The organism is Ruegeria sp. K7 (assembly GCF_056531785.1).
This window is the reverse complement of sequence record NZ_JBQFMJ010000001.1, coordinates 380,679-401,080: the sequence shown is the minus strand read 5'-3', so window position 1 is coordinate 401,080 and position 20,402 is coordinate 380,679. Positions and strand designations below refer to the sequence as shown.

Here is a 20,402-nt window from a genome sequence, read left to right as displayed (position 1 = left end):
TATGCCCACGCTGAACGATATCCGATCCACCTTCCTGAACTACTTTGCAAAACAGGGGCACGAAGTGGTGGCATCCAGCCCGCTGGTCCCACGCAACGACCCGACACTGATGTTTGTCAACTCGGGCATGGTGCAGTTCAAAAACCTGTTCACCGGAGTTGAAACTCGCGATTATCAGCGTGCCACTACTGCGCAGAAATGTGTGCGTGCGGGCGGCAAGCACAACGATCTGGACAATGTGGGATACACCGCGCGGCATCACACGTTCTTTGAGATGCTTGGGAACTTTTCATTCGGCGATTACTTCAAGAATGATGCAATCCCGTTTGCGTGGGAGTTGATCACCAAGGAATTTGGGATCGACAAAAGCCGTTTGCTGACAACGGTGTATCACACCGATGATGAGGCGTTTGAGATTTGGAAAAAGGTCGGTGTGCCCGAAGACCGGATAATCCGCATCGCAACCAATGACAACTTCTGGCAGATGGGGCCGACTGGCCCGTGCGGCCCGTGCACCGAGATTTTCTATGATCATGGCGATCATATCTGGGGCGGTCCTCCGGGTTCGGCCGAGGAAGATGGAGACCGGTTCATCGAAATCTGGAACATCGTTTTCATGCAGAACGAACAGTTCGAAGACGGTTCGATGGTTGAACTCGACATGCAGTCGATCGACACCGGCATGGGGCTAGAACGGATTGGTGCGCTTCTGCAGGGCAGCCACGACAACTATGACACCGACTTGTTCAAGACGCTGATCGAAGCGTCCGCGGCGGCAACCGGCGTGGATCCGTACGGTGACAAGAACGTGCATCACCGCGTTATCGCGGATCACCTGCGGTCAACCTCGTTCCTGATTGCCGATGGCGTAATGCCTTCAAACGACGGGCGTGGTTATGTTCTGCGTCGAATTATGCGCCGGGCCATGCGGCATGCCCATCTGCTGGGTGCCAAGGACCCGGTTATGCATCGCCTTGTGCCTACGCTGGTCCAACTGATGGGCGCGCAATACACCGAACTGGGGCAGGCGCAATCGCTGATCGAGGAATCTTTGCTGCTTGAAGAAACCCGTTTCAAGCAAACCCTGGACCGCGGATTGAAGTTGCTGGACGACGAGATGTCCGGACTGCCTGAAGGCGCGCCGCTGCCCGGCGATGCCGCGTTCAAACTGTATGACACCTATGGCTTTCCACTGGACCTGACTCAGGACGCGCTGCGCGAAAAGGGTCGGACAGTCGATACCGACGGTTTCGATGCGGCCATGGCCGAACAGAAGGCCAAGGCGCGCGCCGCCTGGGCCGGGTCCGGAGAATCGGCGGATCAGGCTGTGTGGTTCGATGTTCTCGATGCTGCCGGGGCTACGGATTTTCTGGGATACGACACCGAAAAGGCCGAAGGTCAGATCGCCGCGCTGATTGTTGATGGTTCTTTGGTCGACAAAATCGGGCAGGGCGACAGCGGCTGGGTCGTTGTGAACCAGACGCCATTCTATGGCGAGGCCGGTGGCCAGGTCGGCGACACAGGCGAAATTCGCCGTCTGGAGGACCGTGATGATGTGGCGCTGGTCGATGACACCAGAAAATTCGCCGACGGCAAAGTCTACGCCCACAAGGTGACCGTGGATCAAGGTACGCTTTCCAAGGGCGACGCAGTCGAACTTGAGGTCGATCACGTCCGCCGCACGGCAATTCGCGCGAACCATTCGGCCACGCACCTGCTGCATGAGGCTTTGCGCGAAACGCTGGGCGATCATGTGGCGCAGCGCGGCTCGCTCAACGCAGCGGATCGGCTGCGGTTCGACTTCAGCCATTCCAAGGCTCTGACACTGGAAGAGGTTAAGAAAGTCGAACGAGAGGTGAATGATTTCATTCGCCAGAACTCGGCCGTCGAAACTCGGATCATGACGCCCGACGATGCGCGCGAACTTGGCGCGCAGGCATTGTTCGGCGAAAAATATGGCGATGAAGTCCGCGTGGTGTCGATGGGCAAGGCGCCGACTGGCAAAGGCAGCGACGGGGAAACCTGGTCGATCGAACTGTGTGGCGGAACGCATGTCCGCCAGACTGGGGACATCGGCACATTCGTTGTGCTTGGTGACAGTGCCAGTAGTGCGGGTGTACGCCGGATCGAAGCCCTGACCGGGGATGAAGCGTTCCGATATCTGTCGGCACAGGATCACCGCGTCGCCCAGATCGCGTTGGAACTGAAGGCTCAGCCTGACGATGTTGTGGGGCGTGTGAAGTTCCTGCTGGATGAACGAAAGTCCTTGCAAAATGAGGTCGCTCAGTTGCGCCGTGATCTTGCCATGGCTGGTCCGTCGACCGGCGGTGGCGCAGAGGCCAAGCAGGTGAACGGCGTCAAATTCCTGGCTCAGGCCTTGAGCGGCGTTTCCGGGAAAGATCTTCCGTCGCTGATTGATGAACACAAAACCCGCCTCGGGTCAGGGGCGGTGCTGCTGATCGCCGACGCCGGCGGCAAGGCGGCCGTTGCGGCGGGTGTCACGCAGGATCTGACGGATCGAGTCTCCGCAGTCGACTTGGTGCGGGCTGCCGTGGCTGAACTGGGCGGAAAGGGCGGCGGTGGCCGTCCGGATATGGCGCAGGGCGGAGGCAAGGACGCCTCGAATTCGGATGCGGCGATCAAGGCTGCGGAACAGGTATTGGGAGGATAAAATGGCTGCACTCTGGATTGCGCACGTAACAGTGACTGATGCCGAGGCATATGGAAAATACGCCGAGTTGGCCGGCCCAGCCATCGCCAAGCACGGGGGTGAGTTTATTGCCCGTGCTGCGCGTTACGTTCAACTGGAAGGCAAAGAGCGTCCTCGCAATGTTGTCGCCCGCTTCCCGTCACTAGAAGCAGCGGTCGAGTGCTACAACTCGGACGACTACCAGCAAGCGCTGAATCATGCCCGTGAGGCGAGCGAGCGCGAGCTGGTTGTGGTTGAAGTCACTGAGTAACTGTCAGGTTATAAAGCTCGTTTTGTAGATTTCTCTAGGATACGGCGACAGATCGGCAATCTTCAGCCTATGTCACAATCCATTTCAAAAGCTCGGCCCGCCTATGCGGGTTGCGCTTTTTTAGTTAATAATAACAATACCTTAATCATATGGAGTCGCGCAGTCTTAAGGGTTTCGCGCCGCAATTGTGACCGCGCCATCTAATTTCTAGCGCGAAAAAGTCAGATTGAAGATCGAATTTTCGCCCTTTTTTCTGTCCAATTTTTTAAAGTGATTGCCCAAGCTGGGATGTTCGCAGGTCGTTTCGCAAGACGGAGTGCGGCCCTGTTTAATGCGCGATCGTGCAAAAAACACAGGATTGGGGTGTAGGAATGTCACTATTTATTACACTTGCGAAGCGCTTCCGCACCAGAGTTTTCCCAATATCGGCGGGCGTCACGACCGTTTGCATCTTGAGTATCTGCACGTTTATCGCGGCCCCGACAGCACACGCATCCGAGGGCGGCTTTATTCCAAGTGTCGCATCTTCACCGCCACCTTCCGGCGCCATCAATCTTTGCAGTCAATATAATTGGGCCTGTGTAGGAAAACGTTCTGTATCCATGTCCAGTCAACAGGAATTGAAGGTTGTGGAGCAGGTTAATCGGCGCGTGAATAACTCGACCCGCGAAGTGACCGATCAGTCCCAGTATAACACCCGCGAGAGATGGGCACTGCCAACGGCAAGAGGCGGTGATTGCGAAGACTTTGCCCTGCTGAAGAAAAGAGATTTGATCCACGCAGGGGTAGATCCAAGCAAACTGCTAATCGCTACAGTATTGGACAGACGCCGGGGGCCGCATGCAGTTCTGGTTTATCGTTCAGCCAACGGCGATTTGGTATTGGACAACCTCACAAACCGGATCAAGCACTGGACAGCGACGCGGTACCTGTTTCTTCGCATGCAGGACCCAAAACGACCTAGCCACTGGGTGGGTGTTTACGGTCATAGCTGAGCCCAACGCATCGTATTTGAGTTGCTGAGAAACGTTGCATGGGTGCAAATTCTTTGCACCCATGTTTTTCAGGTAGGTTTCAAAACACGAAGAGCTACGTGTGCGCTGCTAACTGTGCTATCTAGGATCAAACCCGGACGTCTGGCCGTAACTTCCGTGGTTCCTCAAGTTGGCTCTTCTTCACCGCCTGGTTCTTCACCGCCTGGTTCTTCACCACCCGGCTCTTCACCACCTGGCTCTTCACCACCGGGCTGCTCGCCACCGAGCTGTTCACCACCGGGTTGTTCACCACCTGGCTGTTCACCACCGGGTTGTTCACCACCTGGCTGCTCACCGCCGGGCTGTTCACCACCCGGCTGCTCACCACCGGGCTGTTCACCACCGGGAGTTCCTCCTCCTGTGGTTTCTGGACCACCACTTGGACCGGTCGCTTCAACTCCGCCGCCCGAGCTTTCTCCGCCGGGAGTACCGGTATCGCGGTTTTCATCTGGGTGACCGTCCCCGGATCTTTGATTTGAGGTTCCGGTAGACGCTGTTGGAAAATCCGTAAGCAGTGCAGCCAGAGGCGCACACTCAGCGCCAAGTCGTGCCACGATCTTGTCGAAATCGGCGCGACGTTGGACATAACGTATCATTCTACTCGTAACAGCATCACATTCGCACAAGACTTGAGATGATGCGCCGGACTGGCGCGCAGTTTTTACGTCGCACACACCGGCAGCGAAAGACTCGTCAGCCGAAACGACTAAGAAAGCAGTCGCCACGAGGTAAATCGGAAAGTTGCGGGACAGGGTTCCCATGTTGCACTCCTTGGTACTTTTTACTCAACCATGCCGATCATATGCACCGTCTAGTTCAAGGCGCGTATGAAGAGCATCACACAATTGACGCAAATACACCTTGATAAAAACCAAACCACAAGATGTAGTTTGGGGGAGTGACTGCGAATAAATGCAATTTAAGGGAGAGTCGTTATTCTTTTCAAAGGAAACCGGGCAATTTGCCCAGGTTTCCGCTTTTTAGTTTTAATCTTTGTTGGAAGCAAAAATGCCACACAATCGCCATTGTTTCCGTGTCGGACATGTGCAGCCTGCAGTTGATCAGGCTGATTTTGCCATACGTTTACGCTCATGCGGGTCCAGAAAACGCTTACGCAGGCGGACCGCGTTGGGGGTGACTTCGACCAGTTCGTCATCGTCGATATAGGCAATCGCCTCTTCCAGAGAAAACTGTACATGCGGCGTCAGACGCACGGCGTCGTCCGAACCGCTGGCGCGCACGTTGGTCAGCTTCTTGCCTTTCAGAGGGTTCACTTCCAGATCGTTATCGCGCGAATGCTCACCGATCACCATGCCCGGATACACGTCGGTCTGAGGAGCAACGAACATGCGGCCACGCTCTTCGAGGTTCCACAGCGCATAGGCGACTGCCTGGCCGTTTTCCATCGAGATCAGAACACCGGCGCGCCGGCCCGGGATAGGGCCTTTGTGTGCCGCCCAACCATGGAAGACGCGGTTCAAAACGCCGGTTCCACGCGTGTCGGTCAGGAATTCGCCATGATACCCGATGAGACCACGAGAGGGGACATGAGCAATGATGCGGGTTTTGCCTGCACCGGCAGGGCGCATCTCGACCAGTTCACCTTTACGTGCACCTGTTACCTTTTCGATTACGGCTCCGGAATATTCGTCATCCACATCGATGGTGACTTCTTCAACCGGCTCCAGCCGTTGTCCGTTTTCCTCGCGGAAAAGAACCTGCGGGCGCGAGATGCTGAGTTCGAACCCTTCACGTCGCATGTTCTCAATCAGAACGCCCATCTGCAATTCGCCGCGGCCTGCGACCTCGAAAGCTTCGCCGCCGGGCGTGTCGGTGACGCGAATGGCAACGTTGGACTCGGCTTCTTTCATGAGACGGTCGCGGATCACCCGAGACTGGACCTTTTTCCCGTCGCGTCCGGCAAGCGGAGAATCGTTGATCCCAAAGGTCACGGTGATGGTCGGCGGGTCGATCGGTTGTGCGGGCAGGGCCTCGTCAACCTGAGGCGACACCAGCGAGTCCGCCACCGTGGCCTTGCTCATGCCCGCGATGGTGACAATGTCGCCGGCTTCGGCCACATCGATCGGCTGCTGGCTCAGGCCGCGGAAGGCGAGAATTTTGGACGCGCGGAAGTTCTCGATCAATTTACCGTCCCGGCTGAGCGCCTTGAGGCTGTCGCCCGCCTTCAGGGTGCCACTTTCCACGCGACCGGTCAGGATGCGGCCGATGAAGGGGTCGCTGCCCAATGTGGTGGCGAGCATGCGGAAGGGTTCGTTTTTCTTCTCTGCCTGCTTTGGGGCAGGGACGTGATCAACGATAAGATCGAACAGGGCGGTCAGGTCCTTGCGCGGCCCGTCCAGTTCCATGTCGGCCCAGCCCGAACGGCCCGAGGCATACATGGCCGGGAAATCCAGCTGGTCATCGTCGGCGCCAAGGTTGGCAAACAGGTCGAAGCATTCATCCAGAGCCCGGTCGGGTTCTGCATCCGGCTTATCAACCTTGTTCAGAACCACAATGGGACGCAGTCCCAGCGCCAGCGCCTTGGAAGTCACGAACTTGGTCTGCGGCATCGGTCCTTCGGCAGCGTCAACCAGCAAGACGACGCCATCCACCATGCTGAGGATACGCTCAACCTCGCCACCGAAATCGGCGTGGCCCGGGGTGTCGACGATGTTGATGCGCGTGCCTTTCCATTCGACCGAGGTTGCCTTGGCCAGAATGGTGATGCCACGTTCGCGTTCCAGATCGTTGCTGTCCATGGCGCGTTCGGCTACGGCCTGGTTTTCCCGGAATGCACCGGATTGTTTGAGCAGCTCATCCACCAGGGTCGTCTTGCCGTGGTCAACGTGAGCGATGATTGCGATATTGCGCAGGTCCATGAGAGGTCAGCCTTTGAACTGGAAGTTGTCGCGCGCATAACGCGGCGCGACAAAATATACCAGCCCTAACGCGCGTTCAGTGGCCTGCGGTCTTGGAAAACAGATGAATGATCAGGATTCCGGATAGAATAAAGGTCAATCCGATCACGGCTGGCCAGTCCAGCCTTTGGCCGAACACCACGAATCCAATGATGGCTATCAAAAATATTCCAAGCCCGGACCAGATTGCGTAAACGACGCCAACCGGCATGAATTTCAGTGTCAGTGCCATGAAGTAAAAGGCGAACCCATACCCCACAACAACCAGAACCGACGGCCAGAAGCGTGTAAACTGCTGGCTGGCCTGCAATGCTGTGGTTCCGATCGTTTCGGACAAAACGGCTACAAGAAGGAAGAGATAGGCTTTGGGCAATGGAAAACTCTCACAACGAATGTTCAGGTGTGCTTGAGCATAAAAACCTGTCAAACGGCAAGAATATTCTGTCATGCGGGGCAACGACAGTAGACGTCGAAAGGTGACCAAAGGTCAGGATTACCAGACTATTTGCAGAAGTCTGAATGTGATATGTCAGCTTTTGTATTAAGTTTAGTAGTTTGAAGAGTTTGTCATGACGAATTTTGCAAGAACCGTCATTATTTTATCGGTGTTGGTAGCGGCGCTAGGGTGGCTTGCAGACGGGGGGTCCGTCGACAGTGATGCAGCCCAGGTTGTTGAACGGTTAAAGGGTACACAGGTTTAAGTGTCCGCGAAACGCCAGAAAAAGGGGCTTCTGCCCCTTTTTCTTTTTGATGCACCCTTATCCGGCCGTAACTTCGAAAAACTCGGCTATTCTGGGTCTGAGCCAGCCCCAAAGCCGTGGAGCCCCGCGTTGAATGGGAACCCCCACCCGCTTTTCGATTTGCCCAAAAGTGACGTTGTAGTCGGCCCAGGTGCCGCCTTGGGTTTCCAGATTTCCAACAGGTGCCTGAAACCGGTCAACCGCTTTTGCGAACTGGGCGTCCGGGCTTTGCGCCGCTTCAAATTCTCGCCACAATGAATGGAATATTTGCCGTTGTGTCGCCGGCAAAAGTCCGAACAGACGTTCGGCTGCGGCTTCTTCCTCGGCGGCCTGCGCGGCGTGATCGACCTGCCCGTGGATCGGGTGATCACCGGCGTCGATTTCGACGATATCATGCAGTAACAGCATGCGCAGAACCCGATCGATTGACACAGATGGATCCGAGTATTCCGACAGGACCCAGGCATAGAGCATGATATGCCAGGAATGCTCGGCCGAGTTTTCGAACCTTGGATCGTACAAAAGACGCGAGGCACGGTATACGGTTTTCAACTGATCTGTTTCGGCCAGAAACGGCAGTCGGTCCCAGAAAGGATCGGTTTCTTGCAAGTCTGCGCCATCCAGCATTGCCCGGGACCGTCGGTACGCAAACGGAAATGCGGTTTCGAGATAGGCAGCGCGTCCACCATCCAGATTGTTCTGCACAACGGTCAGGTGTTCGGGGTCAGGATTTGGTGCGCAGAGCACCTGAAACATCGGCTGGCACCGATCAAGGATTTTGGCGAAACGGGCATCAGGTGTCGCATCGGCCTCGAACTCTGCCCAAAGGGACAAGAACTCCGAGGTCTGATCGAACGGTAGCAAGCCAAAAAGCGTTTCGGCGGCAGCCCGTTCTGCCTGCTCCACCGCTGACCAATCTGTCGCCAGATGGATCGGATGATCGCCAACGATGATTTCGACCAGATCGTGCAGCAGAAGCATTCGGATGACGCGATCAATATCGACATCTTCCTCAGCCAAGGGCACCATCACCAAAGCCCACAATGCCAGATGCCAGCTGTGTTCCGCTGAGTTTTCGTGCCGGGACTGATCCAGCAGTGTATTTGCCCGATCAACTGATTTCAGCCTGTCCGCTTGTTTCAGAAACGCGATCTGTGCGGACAGTCTGTCAGTCATTGTTTTTCAATAGCCTTGAGTTTCGAGCGATGTGCGGACAGGTGTTTGACCAGGAATTGTCGCGCCTTTCGCTCGGCCATGCGGACCCGGATTTCGGTCAGGAACGCCTCTTCCAATGATTGGGAAGCCGCCGCAAGAACCTCGCCAACTTCCACAAAGAACCGGTCATTGCCGGTTTCATCCATAACCTTCAACGTATCTTCGGCCAGCCTTGCCGCCAGAGTGCCGATGGTGTCCGACATCAGCGGGTGTTCTCGGTCAGGCGGCGCTTTACGTAGTCGGTTGTGGTATCGATCAGCGTATCCATATGGCGGTCCTGGAAGAAGTGGTCTGCGCCTTCCACCTCGGTATGCGTGATGGTGATACCTTTTTGTTCGTGCAGCTTGCTGACAAGCGAAGTGGTATCGGCCGGCGGTGCGACCCTGTCCGAGGTGCCGTTGATGATCAGGCCCGAAGACGGGCAGGGCGCCAGGAATGAAAAGTCATACATGTTCGCCGGGGGCGACACGCTGATGAAACCGGTGATTTCCGGGCGACGCATTAGCAGTTGCATTCCGATCCATGCGCCGAATGAAAACCCAGCAACCCAGCAATGCTTGGAGTTGTTGTTCATCGATTGCAGGTAATCCAGCGCGGATGCCGCATCGCTCAGTTCACCCACGCCCTGATCGTATTCACCCTGGCTGCGGCCGACGCCGCGGAAATTGAACCGCAACACGGTGAAGCCCATGTTATAGAACGCGTAGTGCAGGTTATAGACCACCTTGTTGTTCATGGTCCCGCCAAATTGAGGATGCGGGTGCAACACGATGGCGATCGGTGCGTCTTTTTCCTTTTGCGGGTGGTAGCGGCCTTCCAGGCGGCCTTCTGGTCCGGGAAAGATCACCTCGGGCATATGTGCTTTAGTCCTGTCTTTGTACTACTGGCGGCCGGAAATACTTGACGGTTATCGTCGGACACCTTAGAACGGTTCTAATTACGTTGCATTGCGTATGACGCTGCCTGACGGAGATACGCATTGGTAGCGGCGGCGTCAATGATTTCGCACTGAACTTGCCACGAAGGAAAGTGAATGAAGCTGTCGACCAAAGGCCGCTACGCAATGGTTGCTCTGGCTGATATCGCTTTGCAACCGACAGACGGGCTTGTGACACTGGGTGAAATCTCTGAACGGCAAGACATTTCCCTGCCATATCTTGAACAGTTGTTCGTCAAACTCCGGCGCGCAGAACTGGTGGCTTCGGTTCGCGGACCGGGGGGCGGTTACCGACTGGCACGCCCTGCGTCAGAAATCCGCGTTGTCGAAATTCTGGCCGCAGTGGATGAGTCCCTGGATGCTCTGCAAAAGGGCGCGGGCGCTTCGGGGGCTTCATCGGGAAGCCGGGCCCAATCCCTGACCAACCGCCTGTGGGAAAGTCTCAGCGCGAATGTCTATGTGTTTCTGCATCAGACGCGTCTCTCGGATGTCATCAAGAACGATCTGGCGCCGTGCCCGGCGGTTCCCAGTCTGTTTGCGGTTGTGGACGAATAAAAAATGAGTATCTCGGGCGGCAAAACGGCTTGTGCTTCTAACTTGGAAAAGATGCATCTATGAATCGCATTTATCTGGACCATAACGCTACCACGCCGTTGCAGCCCGAGGCGCGCGACGCGATGATCGCGGCGATGGATGTCTGCGGAAACCCGTCATCTGTCCACGCGGAAGGACGTGCCGCTAAGGCGCTTGTTGAACGCGCACGCGCTCAGGTGGCAGCCGCATTTGGGGCTGATGGGGCCGACATCGTGTTTACTTCTGGCTCCACAGAAGGCGCTGCTTTGGCGTTGTCGGGGCGCGGACTGCACGGATCAGAAGTTGAACATGATGCCGTAAGATCATGGATCGTTGAAGATTTGTCGGTTCTTCCTTCAGGTGAAGTTAAAGTGCTTGAACCCGAGAACTCATGCTTGCAGCTGGCCAATTCTGAAACCGGTGTCGTGCAATCCTTGCCCGCAGGGCTGGCCGTAACGGATGCCACGCAAGCTTTTGGCAAACTTCCCGTGGCGTTCAACTGGCTGAATGTGCAGATGGCCCTGATCTCGGCCCATAAGATGGGTGGACCCAAAGGGGTTGGTGCGGTTGTGATGAAACGCGGAACGGATCTGCCGGCCCAGATCAAGGGCGGCGGGCAGGAAATGGGGCGTCGGTCCGGGACGGAAAATGTCATAGGAATTGCCGGGTTCGGGGCTGCAGCTGAAGCAGCCGCGCGGGATCTGGCCAACGGCGTTTGGGACCAAATCGCAGAATTTAGAAATATTCTAGAAAACGCTCTTGAGGCCGGCTCCAAATCGACTATTTTTGTCGGAAAAGGTCACGAGCGCCTTCCAAACACATTGTGTTTCGCGTCGCCCGGTTGGAAGGGCGAAACGCAAGTCATGCAGATGGATCTGTCAGGATTTGCGGTCAGCGCAGGTTCGGCCTGTTCAAGCGGAAAGGTTCGGGCCAGCACCGTATTGACCGCCATGGGATATGACGAGGTGACGGCCGCAAGCGCGATCCGCGTGTCGCTGGGTCCTCGGACGAGTGAAGAAGATGTGCTGCGTTTCGCCGAAACGTGGCTTGAAAAAGAGAAAAAGCATCGCGCGCGTGCCGCGTGATCTGACGGAGGGTGTCATATGGCCGCTTTGGACCAGACCCAGGTAAAAGAAGGTGTCGATCAGGAAACCGTGGATGCGGTGCGCGAGGTCGGAACCTACAAGTACGGCTGGGAAACCGAAATCGAAATGGAATACGCGCCCAAGGGCGTGAATCCGGATATCGTCCGTCTGATCTCGGAAAAGAATGAAGAGCCGGAATGGATGACCGAATGGCGCCTGGCCGCGTTTGACCGCTGGACCCAGATGGACGAACCGACCTGGGCGATGGTCAATTATCCCAAGATCGAATTTCAGAATCAGTATTACTTTGCCCGCCCCAAGTCGATGGAAGAGAAGCCCAAGTCGCTGGATGACGTCGACCCTAAGCTGTTGGCCACATACGAAAAGCTGGGTATCCCACTGAAAGAACAGATGATTCTGGCTGGCGTTGAAGGGGCGGAAGACGCCCCTGCAGAGGGCCGCAAAGTCGCGGTGGACGCGGTTTTTGACTCGGTTTCTGTCGGCACGACCTTTCAGGCAGAACTGAAAAAGGCCGGTGTGATCTTCTGTTCGATTTCAGAGGCGATCAAAGAGCATCCCGAACTTGTCAAAAAATATCTCGGCACCGTGGTTCCGGTATCCGACAACTTTTATGCCACCCTGAACTCTGCCGTGTTCTCGGACGGATCGTTCGTATATATTCCCCCGGGCGTGCGCTGCCCGATGGAGCTGAGCACCTACTTCCGCATCAACGCGGAAAACACCGGTCAGTTCGAGCGGACCCTGATCATCGCCGACAAGGGCTCGTATGTGTCCTACCTGGAAGGCTGCACTGCGCCGCAGCGCGACACCGCGCAACTGCACGCAGCCGTGGTCGAAATCATCGTCGAAGAAGATGCCGAGGTGAAATACTCGACCGTTCAGAACTGGTTCCCTGGGGACGAGAACGGCAAGGGCGGCATTTACAACTTCGTGACCAAGCGTGCTGATTGCCGGGGCGACAGGTCCAAGGTGATGTGGACGCAGGTCGAGACCGGTTCTGCCGTGACCTGGAAGTATCCGTCCTGCATCCTGCGCGGTGATGACAGTCAGGGCGAGTTCTACTCGATCGCCATCACCAACAACTATCAGCAGGCCGATACCGGTACGAAGATGGTTCATCTGGGCAAGAACACCAAGTCGCGGATTGTGTCCAAGGGGATCAGCGCGGGTAAGGCTCAGAACACTTATCGCGGGCTGGTGTCGATGCACCCCAAAGCCAAGGACAGCCGCAACTATACCCAGTGCGACAGTTTGCTGATCGGCGACAAATGCGGGGCCCACACGGTGCCGTATATCGAGGTCAAGAACAACTCGAGCCGGGTTGAGCACGAAGCGACGACGTCCAAGGTAGACGACGACCAGCTGTTCTACTGCCGCCAGCGCGGTATGGACGAGGAAGAGGCCGTGGCGCTGGTCGTCAACGGATTCTGCAAGGACGTGCTTCAGGCGCTGCCGATGGAATTCGCGATGGAAGCGCAGCAGCTGGTTGCCATTTCTCTCGAAGGCTCGGTTGGCTGATGGCTCGTAAGCCTGGCAAGACCATCCGAAAGGATGACGTGTTGACCCTGTTGGGTTACGCACTCCCGGTTTTGGGCGGGTTGCTGGGTGTTGCCTATGTCAACATCAATCACATGAACTTCATCAACCCGGTTTGGGCAGTCGGTGGAGGAGCGATCCTGGGATGGGTTGCTGCACGCCTCATGCGCCGGATGCTGGGATAGTCATTGACTGGGGCTATCGGATGCCCCTTGCGGTACGCAAAAGGACAAAAAATGCTGGAAATCAAGAACCTGCACGTGAAACTTGAGGAAGAGGAGAAGCAAATCCTCAAAGGCGTCGACCTGACTGTCGAGGCAGGTAAAGTGCACGCGATTATGGGTCCGAACGGCTCGGGCAAGTCGACACTCAGCTATGTGCTGTCGGGCCGTGATGGTTACGAAGTGACCGAAGGATCGGCCACCCTGGACGGCGAGGATCTTCTGGAAATGGAACCGGAAGAGCGTGCCGCCGCGGGTATCTTTCTGGCGTTCCAGTACCCAGTCGAAATCCCCGGCGTGGGCAACATGACGTTCCTGCGCACTGCCGTAAACGCTCAGCGCAAGGCGCGCGGTGAGGAGGAGCTTTCGGCCGCCGACTTCCTGAAAGAAGTTCGCGCCAAGGCGAAATCGCTGAAGATCGACGCGGATATGCTCAAGCGTCCTGTTAACGTCGGCTTCTCGGGTGGTGAGAAGAAGCGGAACGAAATTCTGCAGATGGCGATGCTGGAGCCTAAGATGTGCATCTTGGACGAAACGGACTCGGGTCTGGACGTGGATGCGATGAAGCTGGTTGCCGAAGGTGTGAACGCACTACGCGACGAAGGCCGTGGTTTCCTGGTGATTACGCACTATCAGCGTCTGCTGGACCATATCAAACCCGACGTCGTGCACATCATGGCAGACGGTCGGATCGTCAAAACCGGTGGCCCGGAACTGGCGCTGGAAGTTGAAAACAACGGCTATGCCGACATTCTGGCCGAGGTGAACTGATGGGGCTGCCCGAAGTTAAACAAACCGCGACCGAGGCGCGGCTGGCCAGTTTGGTCATGCCCGACGCCGGATGCACGCGTGCCGCCCGCGAAGATGCGCTGGCGCGAGTTCTGGAAATGGGCCTGCCGGGACGGCGCGATGAGTATTGGAAATACACCCGCCCGGACACGCTGATTTCGCCCGAGGCCCCTCAGGCCGCTCTGTTCCGGTCCGACGAGCCGTTGCTGTTCCATGATCTCGACCGTTTGAAAATTGTGTTCATCGACGGTGTGTTCAGCCCTGAAGATTCCGATGACCTGACGCTTGAAGGTGTGACGATCGATCGGATCGAAGACATCTGCTGCAAAGATATCCATTGGGCCAAGGAGTTGTACGGCGTTCTTGAAGCGCGCGGGCAGACCCCGGTTCAGCGACCTCTGGCGGCGCTGAATACGGCCTTTGCGGCCGATGGTGTTGCGATTCACGTGACTGGCACGCCCAGCAAGCCAATCAGCCTGATCTATCAGCATGCCTCTGAAACCTCGGACGCCATGTTGCATCACATCGTGCGCGTCGAAAGCGGGGCCGAGGTGACCATTCTGGAAAACGGCCCGGCGGCTTCACGGTTTAACAAATGCATGGAGATCGACATCGCCGACGGCGGCACGCTGCATCACGTGCGCGCGCAGGGTCGGGATCATGAGCGCCGCGCAGCCACGCATATGTTCACGCGTTTGGGTCACGAGTCGGTTTACAAATCCTTTACTCTAACGGTGAACGGAGTTCTGACGCGAAACGAGCAGGTGGTCGAGCTGACTGGCGATGACGCAGTTGCTCATGTGGCGGGTGCCTGCGTCGGAGATGGTAATTTCCATCACGACGACACGGTGTTCGTGACCCACGACGCGGTAAATTGTGAAAGCCGCCAGGTCTTCAAGAAAGTTCTGCGGAATGGCGCAACAGGCGTGTTCCAGGGCAAAATCCTTGTGAAAGCGGGTGCTCAGAAAACTGACGGCTATCAAATCAGCCAGTCCTTGCTGCTGGATGATGACAGCCAGTTTCTGGCCAAGCCCGAACTGGAAATCTACGCCGATGATGTGGCCTGTTCGCACGGGTCCACATCGGGTGCGATTGACGAAACGGCCTTGTTTTATCTGCGGTCGCGTGGGGTATCGCTCAAAGACGCCACGAACATGCTGACGCTGGCCTTTCTGGCCGAAGCGGTGGACGAGATTGAAAACGAGGTGCTTGCCCAAGCCATCGTGACCCGTCTGGAAGGCTGGCTGGCGCGTCGCAGCTGATGCCTGTGACGACGGATATCGTGGCCACGTACAGGGGGCCGGGGCGTGTCATGCGCCGGCTTCTGAATATGGGGCCACGGGAAGACCGGGCGCTGGCTTTTGTCATGGCCTTCTGCACAATCGCCTTTGTCGCGCAGATGCCTGGAATGGCCCGGCGCGCGCACCTGGAAGGTGTCGAGCTGAACATGCTGCTGGGCGGCGCCTTGTTGGGGTCGGTTATCATCCTGCCATTGCTTCTGTATTTTGTGGCCCTTGTGTCTCATTGGGCTGCACGGCTTATGGGTGGGAACGGTTCCGCCTACGGCGCGCGGTTGGCTTTGTTCTGGGCTTTGCTGTCGTCCGCGCCGTTGGTTCTTTTGAACGGATTGGTGGCCGGATTTATCGGTCCGGGGCCGACCTTGTCCGTAGTTGGGCTACTTTGGGTTGCAGTCTTTGTCTGGTTCTGGTTGTCAGGCCTCAGACAAGCACAGAGGCCTGAGACATGAAACTGAGTTTTCTGGGGAACCTCGCGGTGATGACTTTGGTCAGCCCGGCCGAGGCAGCCCGACGCCTGATGAAACTACGCCCAGGGCGCGAGATCCTGTGGCTGGCGTTTTTTCTGGCTGTCGTGCTCAACTCCATTGTGCAGTTCGGCCTTGACTACTTTGTGTGGCTGTCTGGCCCGGATGTGGCGCAGGCACCCGGTCCGGTCCTCATGAATCTGGTAACGTCAGCGGGTGCAATGATGCTGAGCGTCGCGTCATTTCTGTTTGTCGGACGACTTCTGGGCGGACGCGCGACGTTTGAAGACATCATGGTTCTGATGATCTGGCTGCAGTTCCTCCAGATACTTGCCTTGCTGGCTACGCTGGTCATTGCAATGACACTGCCGTTCCTGATGGTTCCAATGTTGCTGGCAACGGCGTTGGTCAGTTTTTATATCACCCTGCATTTCCTAAACGAGGCGCATCAGTTCGCATCCTTGGGAAAGGCGTTTGGCCTGATCTTGCTGGCCGCGCTGATTGCGATACCTTTTGTCCTCCTCCTGACCCCAAGCGGGCCCGTATAGGGAATATGACCATGTATGATGTTCAGAGAATCCGCTCTGATTTTCCCATCCTGTCACGAGAGGTGAATGGGAAACCCCTGACTTATCTGGACAATGGTGCCTCGGCGCAGAAGCCACAGGTGGTGATTGATGCAGTTACCCGCGCCTATGCCGAGGAATACTCGAACGTGCATCGCGGTCTGCACTACCTGTCCAATCTCGCGACGGAAAAGTACGAGGCCGTCCGCGGCACGGTTGCCCGGTTTCTTGGTGTGGCGGATGAGGATGAAATCGTTCTGAATTCCGGCACGACCGAAGGTATTAACCTTGTCGCCTATGGCTGGGCCATGCCCCGCCTGAAAGCCGGGGACGAAATCGTTCTGAGTGTCATGGAGCATCACGCCAATATCGTTCCCTGGCATTTCCTGCGCGAACGTCAGGGCGTGGTCCTGAAGTGGGTCGATGTGGGCCCGGACGGCGGACTGGACCCGCAGGCCGTGATTGACGCCATCACACCGCGCACAAAGCTTGTTGCTGTGACGCAATGCTCGAACGTGCTGGGAACGGTCGTTGACGTTAAGGCGATCACAAAAGGAGCCCACGCAAAAGGGGTGCCTGTTCTGGTGGATGGCAGTCAGGGTGCCGTGCACATGCCTGTCAACGTTCAGGATATCGGCTGTGATTTCTATGCCATCACCGGGCACAAGCTGTACGGCCCCTCCGGTTCAGGTGCGATCTACATCAAGTCCGAACGCATGGCCGAAATGCGCCCCTTTATCGGCGGCGGCGACATGATCAAAGAGGTCAGCAAAGATCAGGTGATCTATAACGATCCGCCGATGAAGTTCGAGGCCGGTACACCCGGGATCGTTCAGACAATCGGACTGGGTGTGGCGTTGGATTACATGATGGATCTGGGGATGGAGAACATTGCCGCCCACGAATCCGCCTTGCGGGACTATGCCATGCAGCGTCTGACCGGCCTGAACTGGGTGCAAGTGCAGGGCACACGCCCGGACAAGGCCGCTATTTTCAGTTTTACACTGGACGGGGCAGGGCACGCGCATGATGTGTCGACCATTCTGGACAAAAAAGGCGTCGCCGTTCGCGCCGGTCATCACTGCGCCGGTCCGTTGATGGATCATCTGGGGGTAACGGCCACATGCCGCGCCAGCTTCGGGCTTTACAATACCACTGACGAGGTCGACACACTGATCGATGCACTGGAACTGGCCCACGATCTGTTCGCGTGAAACCTGATGTCGGGCGACAGATTTGCAGTTGCACCCGGAACGGAACAAGGTTAGCTAACGGCCAAGGCACCTGTAGCTCAGCTGGATAGAGCGCTGCCCTCCGAAGGCAGAGGCCAGAGGTTCGAATCCTCTCAGGTGCGCCATCTATCTAAATTAGATGTTTCGGGCACATGAGCGAGTAGCGTTTCCGCAGCTAATGCTTTGTCCGAACTCCCAACGTGTTCGTGCCTTCATCTACAAAAAAAGAGCGCCCAAAGGCGCTCGTCACTTCGAAATTGTACGTAGTGTTTAGCCTCCCCAGCTGCGAACCTCGCCGCAGTCCATGTGGACAAAATTCGAGCGGTAGTATTTGCCGACGCCCCCTGCGCGGCAGGAAATGGCGGCTTTGGCCATTTGCGAAACCGAGCGTGAAGACAACCGCAAGTCAGCCGCCTGGCCCTTCATGTGCAGGGAATTCTTGGCAACGCGGCGGGATTTCGATCGCAGCATCGCGTTAGTCTGAGGGGACCGGTAGCCGGACAACAGCATGTAGGGTTCGTTGACATCCAGCAGGTTGTGAGATGCGGCCATGATGTCAATTGTGCGCAGGTCCATGGACTTGGACTGATCGGTACGCCAGTCGCGCATGAAGTGGTTCACTTCCTTGACGGCGTCTTTGATGTAATTGCCGTCAACCCAGTAAATCATGTCGATGCGTTCACCGGTGCGCCCGGAATACATGCGAATGCGGCGAATATCACCGCCGCCGCGAAGGAATCCTGCTGCATTGGAATAGGTCGGTGCGGCTACTACCGCTGTGGCCGCGAACGCACCCAATAGGGCACGCCGGGTCAAGCCCGAAGCACTGCTCTTGGTCATTTCGTTTTTCGTCCCGTACTAGTTCCTGCCTGCACACGATGTTACGTGCGCCGTATTAATTTTTTCCCATCCCAGATGCGGAAATTATGACACAGACGGATTCGTCCGCCAAGAAATCTTTCGGATACACCATTTCAAGGGGGAAATATCGGCAGGTTTTTGCGCAACTGATGCAGCGATGCATATATTACAGAAGGTTAGGGAAATCACTTTCCAAGGCGATGCAATCACGCATCAGCAGATGTTAGAAGCGCAGATTTGATGAATTTGTGAATAGACAATCGGGCGGTCCGCCAATCATACTGGCTCGGCGCTGAATGTATCGGTGCAAAGCATTGAATAACCAAGGCCATCTCATGTTTTCTGTTTTCCGGACCTGTACCAGTATCCTCGCGACCGCCTGTTTCGCAGCAACAGCGGCCTTTGCCGATTTCGAGACAAACCCACCGACTGCCTTCCGCATGGCGGTTGCCGAGTCGCTGGATTCGGGGTCTTCGCTGGCTGAATACTACAAAAAAAACGGGTTTTCGCTGATCTGGGTTGGGCAGACCGAACAGCATGCTGAACGCCGGGCCGCTTTGATTAAGGCCCTGTCCAATGCCGCGTTCCACGGGTTGCCGGATGCGCGTTATGATGTCCAGGCTTTGCTTGGGCAGATGCGCGATGCCCGTTCCCAGAGGGACTTGGGTGCAATCGAAGCGGATTTAAGCCGGGTTTTCCTGCGTTATGCTACGGATATGTACTCGGGCGTGTTGAGCCCTTCACAGATTGACGATGGTTTGGTGCGCGAAGTCGATCGCAGGTCGCCGCAGGAACATTTGCAAGGTGTCGCATCAGCCACAGGTGCGACGTACATAGAACAACTGGTGCCAGAGTCCCTGCAATACCGGTCTTTGCTGAAACAGAAAATGGTCCTTGAAAATCTGGTTGAGCAGGGCGGTTGGGGGCCGACTGTACCAGTTGCAAAACTAGAATACGGTGATACCGGACCCAATGTCATTCGGTTGCGTGACCGTTTGGTGGCCATGGGATACCTGAGACCAACCGCCAGCCCGGAATTTGATGCCGCAATGCTGGAGGCCGTGCGGGCGTTTCAGACTGCCCATGGGCTTGAATCGGATGGCGTTGCCGGAAATGGAACTCTGACCGAAATCAACCGTCCGGCCAGCGACAGGCTCAAGGCTGTCTACGTCGCGCTTGAGCGGGAGCGTTGGTTGCCGCACTCACGAGGCGCGCGTCATATCTTGGTGAACCAGGCGGACTTCTCGGCGAAGATCGTGGATGAAGGTCAGGTATCATTTGAGACGCGGGCCGTCATCGGTAAAAACACCCATGATCGGCGCAGTCCCGAATTCTCGGACATGATGGAACACATGGTGATTAATCCCAGCTGGTACGTACCACGCTCGATCATCACCAAGGAATATTTGCCAAAACTTCAGTCCAACCCAAACGCGGTTGGTCACATTCAGATCACGGACCGAAGTGGCCGTCAGGTCAATCGTGGCGCCGTGGACTTTACGCAATTCACTGCACGGGATTTTCCGTTCGCGATGCGGCAACCACCCAGCAAAAGCAATGCGTTGGGCCTGGTGAAGTTCATGTTCCCAAACAAGCACAACATCTATCTGCATGATACGCCGCACAAAAACCTGTTTGCCCGCGAAGTTCGCGCTTTCTCGCACGGTTGTATCCGTCTGGCGCAGCCGTTTGAGTTTGCCTATGCGTTGCTTGCCCGGCAGGAAGAAGACCCCAAGGCCTTTTTTCACAGGGTTCTGAATACCGGCGAGGAAACAAAGGTAAATCTCGCGCAGTCGGTTCCTGTTCACATCATCTATCGGACGGCGTATATCGGTCCAAAGGGTGAAGTTCAGTACCGCCGGGATGTCTACGACCGCGATCGCAAGATCTGGGAGGCTCTGCAAAAGGCAGGGGTGGTCCTGCCGGACGTTCAGGGGTAATCACTGGGGCAA

Annotated in this window: 20 protein-coding genes and 1 tRNA gene; 14 read left to right on the top strand and 7 right to left on the bottom strand. The window is 56.5% G+C overall.

What is annotated here, in order from left to right; genetic code table 11:
• The first annotated feature begins 1 nt into the window (after position 1).
• From alaS to ACR0FE_RS01985, 3 genes are all read left to right on the top strand, one after another.
• Entirely contained in the window at positions 2-2,671 is a 2,670-nt protein-coding gene (gene alaS, locus ACR0FE_RS01995) for an alanine--tRNA ligase (RefSeq protein ID WP_480910623.1), read from the top strand.
• Between the two features lies 1 nt (position 2,672).
• On the top strand, positions 2,673-2,960 hold the full coding sequence (locus ACR0FE_RS01990; protein ID WP_480910620.1) for a DUF1330 domain-containing protein: 288 nt from the start codon (positions 2,673-2,675) through the stop codon (positions 2,958-2,960).
• A 371-nt stretch (positions 2,961-3,331) separates the two neighbouring features.
• Positions 3,332-3,955 (top strand): transglutaminase-like cysteine peptidase, encoded by a 624-nt coding sequence (locus ACR0FE_RS01985; RefSeq protein ID WP_170614991.1) that lies wholly within the window; start codon positions 3,332-3,334, stop codon positions 3,953-3,955.
• 127 nt (positions 3,956-4,082) lie between these two features.
• On the opposite strand, the gene ACR0FE_RS01980 is transcribed toward ACR0FE_RS01985, so the two are convergent.
• The 6 genes from ACR0FE_RS01980 to ACR0FE_RS01955 all read right to left on the bottom strand — a co-directional run bounded on the left by ACR0FE_RS01980 (position 4,083) and on the right by ACR0FE_RS01955 (position 9,723).
• Entirely contained in the window at positions 4,083-4,580 is a 498-nt protein-coding gene (locus ACR0FE_RS01980) for a hypothetical protein (protein WP_480910617.1), read from the bottom strand.
• Between the two features lie 475 nt (positions 4,581-5,055).
• On the bottom strand, positions 5,056-6,873 hold the full coding sequence (gene typA, locus ACR0FE_RS01975) for a translational GTPase TypA (RefSeq protein ID WP_480910614.1): 1,818 nt from the start codon (positions 6,871-6,873) through the stop codon (positions 5,056-5,058).
• A 76-nt stretch (positions 6,874-6,949) separates the two neighbouring features.
• Positions 6,950-7,285 (bottom strand): DMT family transporter, encoded by a 336-nt coding sequence (locus ACR0FE_RS01970; RefSeq protein WP_321252898.1) that lies wholly within the window; start codon positions 7,283-7,285, stop codon positions 6,950-6,952.
• A 385-nt stretch (positions 7,286-7,670) separates the two neighbouring features.
• Positions 7,671-8,828 carry an HD domain-containing protein gene (locus tag ACR0FE_RS01965; protein WP_480910611.1) on the bottom strand — a complete coding sequence of 386 codons (1,158 nt, stop codon included), beginning with the start codon at positions 8,826-8,828 and terminating at the stop codon, positions 7,671-7,673.
• Entirely contained in the window at positions 8,825-9,070 is a 246-nt protein-coding gene (locus ACR0FE_RS01960; protein WP_170614995.1) for a hypothetical protein, read from the bottom strand. The genes ACR0FE_RS01965 and ACR0FE_RS01960 overlap by 4 nt, the downstream gene beginning before the upstream one ends.
• The gene (locus ACR0FE_RS01955) at positions 9,070-9,723 is read right to left on the bottom strand and encodes an alpha/beta hydrolase (protein WP_170614996.1); all 654 of its coding nucleotides are present in this window, start codon (positions 9,721-9,723) and stop codon (positions 9,070-9,072) included. Before ACR0FE_RS01955 ends, ACR0FE_RS01960 begins: the two co-directional genes overlap by 1 nt.
• Positions 9,724-9,900: 177 nt before the next feature.
• Here ACR0FE_RS01955 and iscR point away from each other — a divergent pair, with 177 nt between their 5' ends.
• The 10 genes from iscR to ACR0FE_RS01905 all read left to right on the top strand — a co-directional run bounded on the left by iscR (position 9,901) and on the right by ACR0FE_RS01905 (position 17,714).
• Complete coding sequence (gene iscR, locus ACR0FE_RS01950) at positions 9,901-10,359, top strand: Fe-S cluster assembly transcriptional regulator IscR (protein ID WP_170614997.1); 459 nt, start codon at positions 9,901-9,903, stop codon at positions 10,357-10,359.
• Between the two features lie 59 nt (positions 10,360-10,418).
• On the top strand, positions 10,419-11,462 hold the full coding sequence (locus tag ACR0FE_RS01945) for a cysteine desulfurase family protein (RefSeq protein WP_480910608.1): 1,044 nt from the start codon (positions 10,419-10,421) through the stop codon (positions 11,460-11,462).
• An 18-nt stretch (positions 11,463-11,480) separates the two neighbouring features.
• Positions 11,481-13,001 carry a Fe-S cluster assembly protein SufB gene (gene sufB / locus ACR0FE_RS01940; protein WP_480910605.1) on the top strand — a complete coding sequence of 507 codons (1,521 nt, stop codon included), beginning with the start codon at positions 11,481-11,483 and terminating at the stop codon, positions 12,999-13,001.
• Positions 13,001-13,204: a hypothetical protein gene (locus tag ACR0FE_RS01935; protein WP_480908511.1), complete on the top strand. Its 204-nt coding sequence runs from the start codon at positions 13,001-13,003 to the stop codon at positions 13,202-13,204. Before sufB ends, ACR0FE_RS01935 begins: the two co-directional genes overlap by 1 nt.
• Positions 13,205-13,255: 51 nt before the next feature.
• Positions 13,256-14,011, top strand: coding sequence for a Fe-S cluster assembly ATPase SufC (sufC, locus tag ACR0FE_RS01930; protein ID WP_170615001.1), 756 nt, complete (start codon positions 13,256-13,258; stop codon positions 14,009-14,011).
• Positions 14,011-15,291 carry a SufB/SufD family protein gene (locus ACR0FE_RS01925; protein WP_170615002.1) on the top strand — a complete coding sequence of 427 codons (1,281 nt, stop codon included), beginning with the start codon at positions 14,011-14,013 and terminating at the stop codon, positions 15,289-15,291. The genes sufC and ACR0FE_RS01925 overlap by 1 nt, the downstream gene beginning before the upstream one ends.
• The gene (locus ACR0FE_RS01920; RefSeq protein ID WP_480910602.1) at positions 15,291-15,776 is read left to right on the top strand and encodes a YIP1 family protein; all 486 of its coding nucleotides are present in this window, start codon (positions 15,291-15,293) and stop codon (positions 15,774-15,776) included. The genes ACR0FE_RS01925 and ACR0FE_RS01920 overlap by 1 nt, the downstream gene beginning before the upstream one ends.
• A complete protein-coding gene (locus tag ACR0FE_RS01915) occupies positions 15,773-16,339 on the top strand; it encodes a Yip1 family protein (RefSeq protein ID WP_480910599.1) in 567 nt (188 codons plus the stop codon). Before ACR0FE_RS01920 ends, ACR0FE_RS01915 begins: the two co-directional genes overlap by 4 nt.
• Before the next feature lie 11 nt (positions 16,340-16,350).
• Entirely contained in the window at positions 16,351-17,571 is a 1,221-nt protein-coding gene (locus ACR0FE_RS01910; RefSeq protein ID WP_321252919.1) for a cysteine desulfurase, read from the top strand.
• 66 nt (positions 17,572-17,637) lie between these two features.
• Positions 17,638-17,714: transfer RNA gene (locus ACR0FE_RS01905), tRNA-Arg, on the top strand.
• Positions 17,715-17,859: 145 nt separating this feature from the next.
• Here ACR0FE_RS01905 and mepK read toward each other — a convergent pair.
• Positions 17,860-18,429: a peptidoglycan L,D-endopeptidase MepK gene (gene mepK, locus ACR0FE_RS01900; RefSeq protein WP_170615006.1), complete on the bottom strand. Its 570-nt coding sequence runs from the start codon at positions 18,427-18,429 to the stop codon at positions 17,860-17,862.
• Between the two features lie 356 nt (positions 18,430-18,785).
• Between mepK and ACR0FE_RS01895 the strand changes: the two genes are divergently transcribed.
• Positions 18,786-20,390, top strand: a complete 1,605-nt coding sequence (locus ACR0FE_RS01895) for a L,D-transpeptidase family protein (protein WP_480910596.1) — start codon at positions 18,786-18,788, stop codon at positions 20,388-20,390.
• Positions 20,391-20,402: the final 12 nt, after the last annotated feature.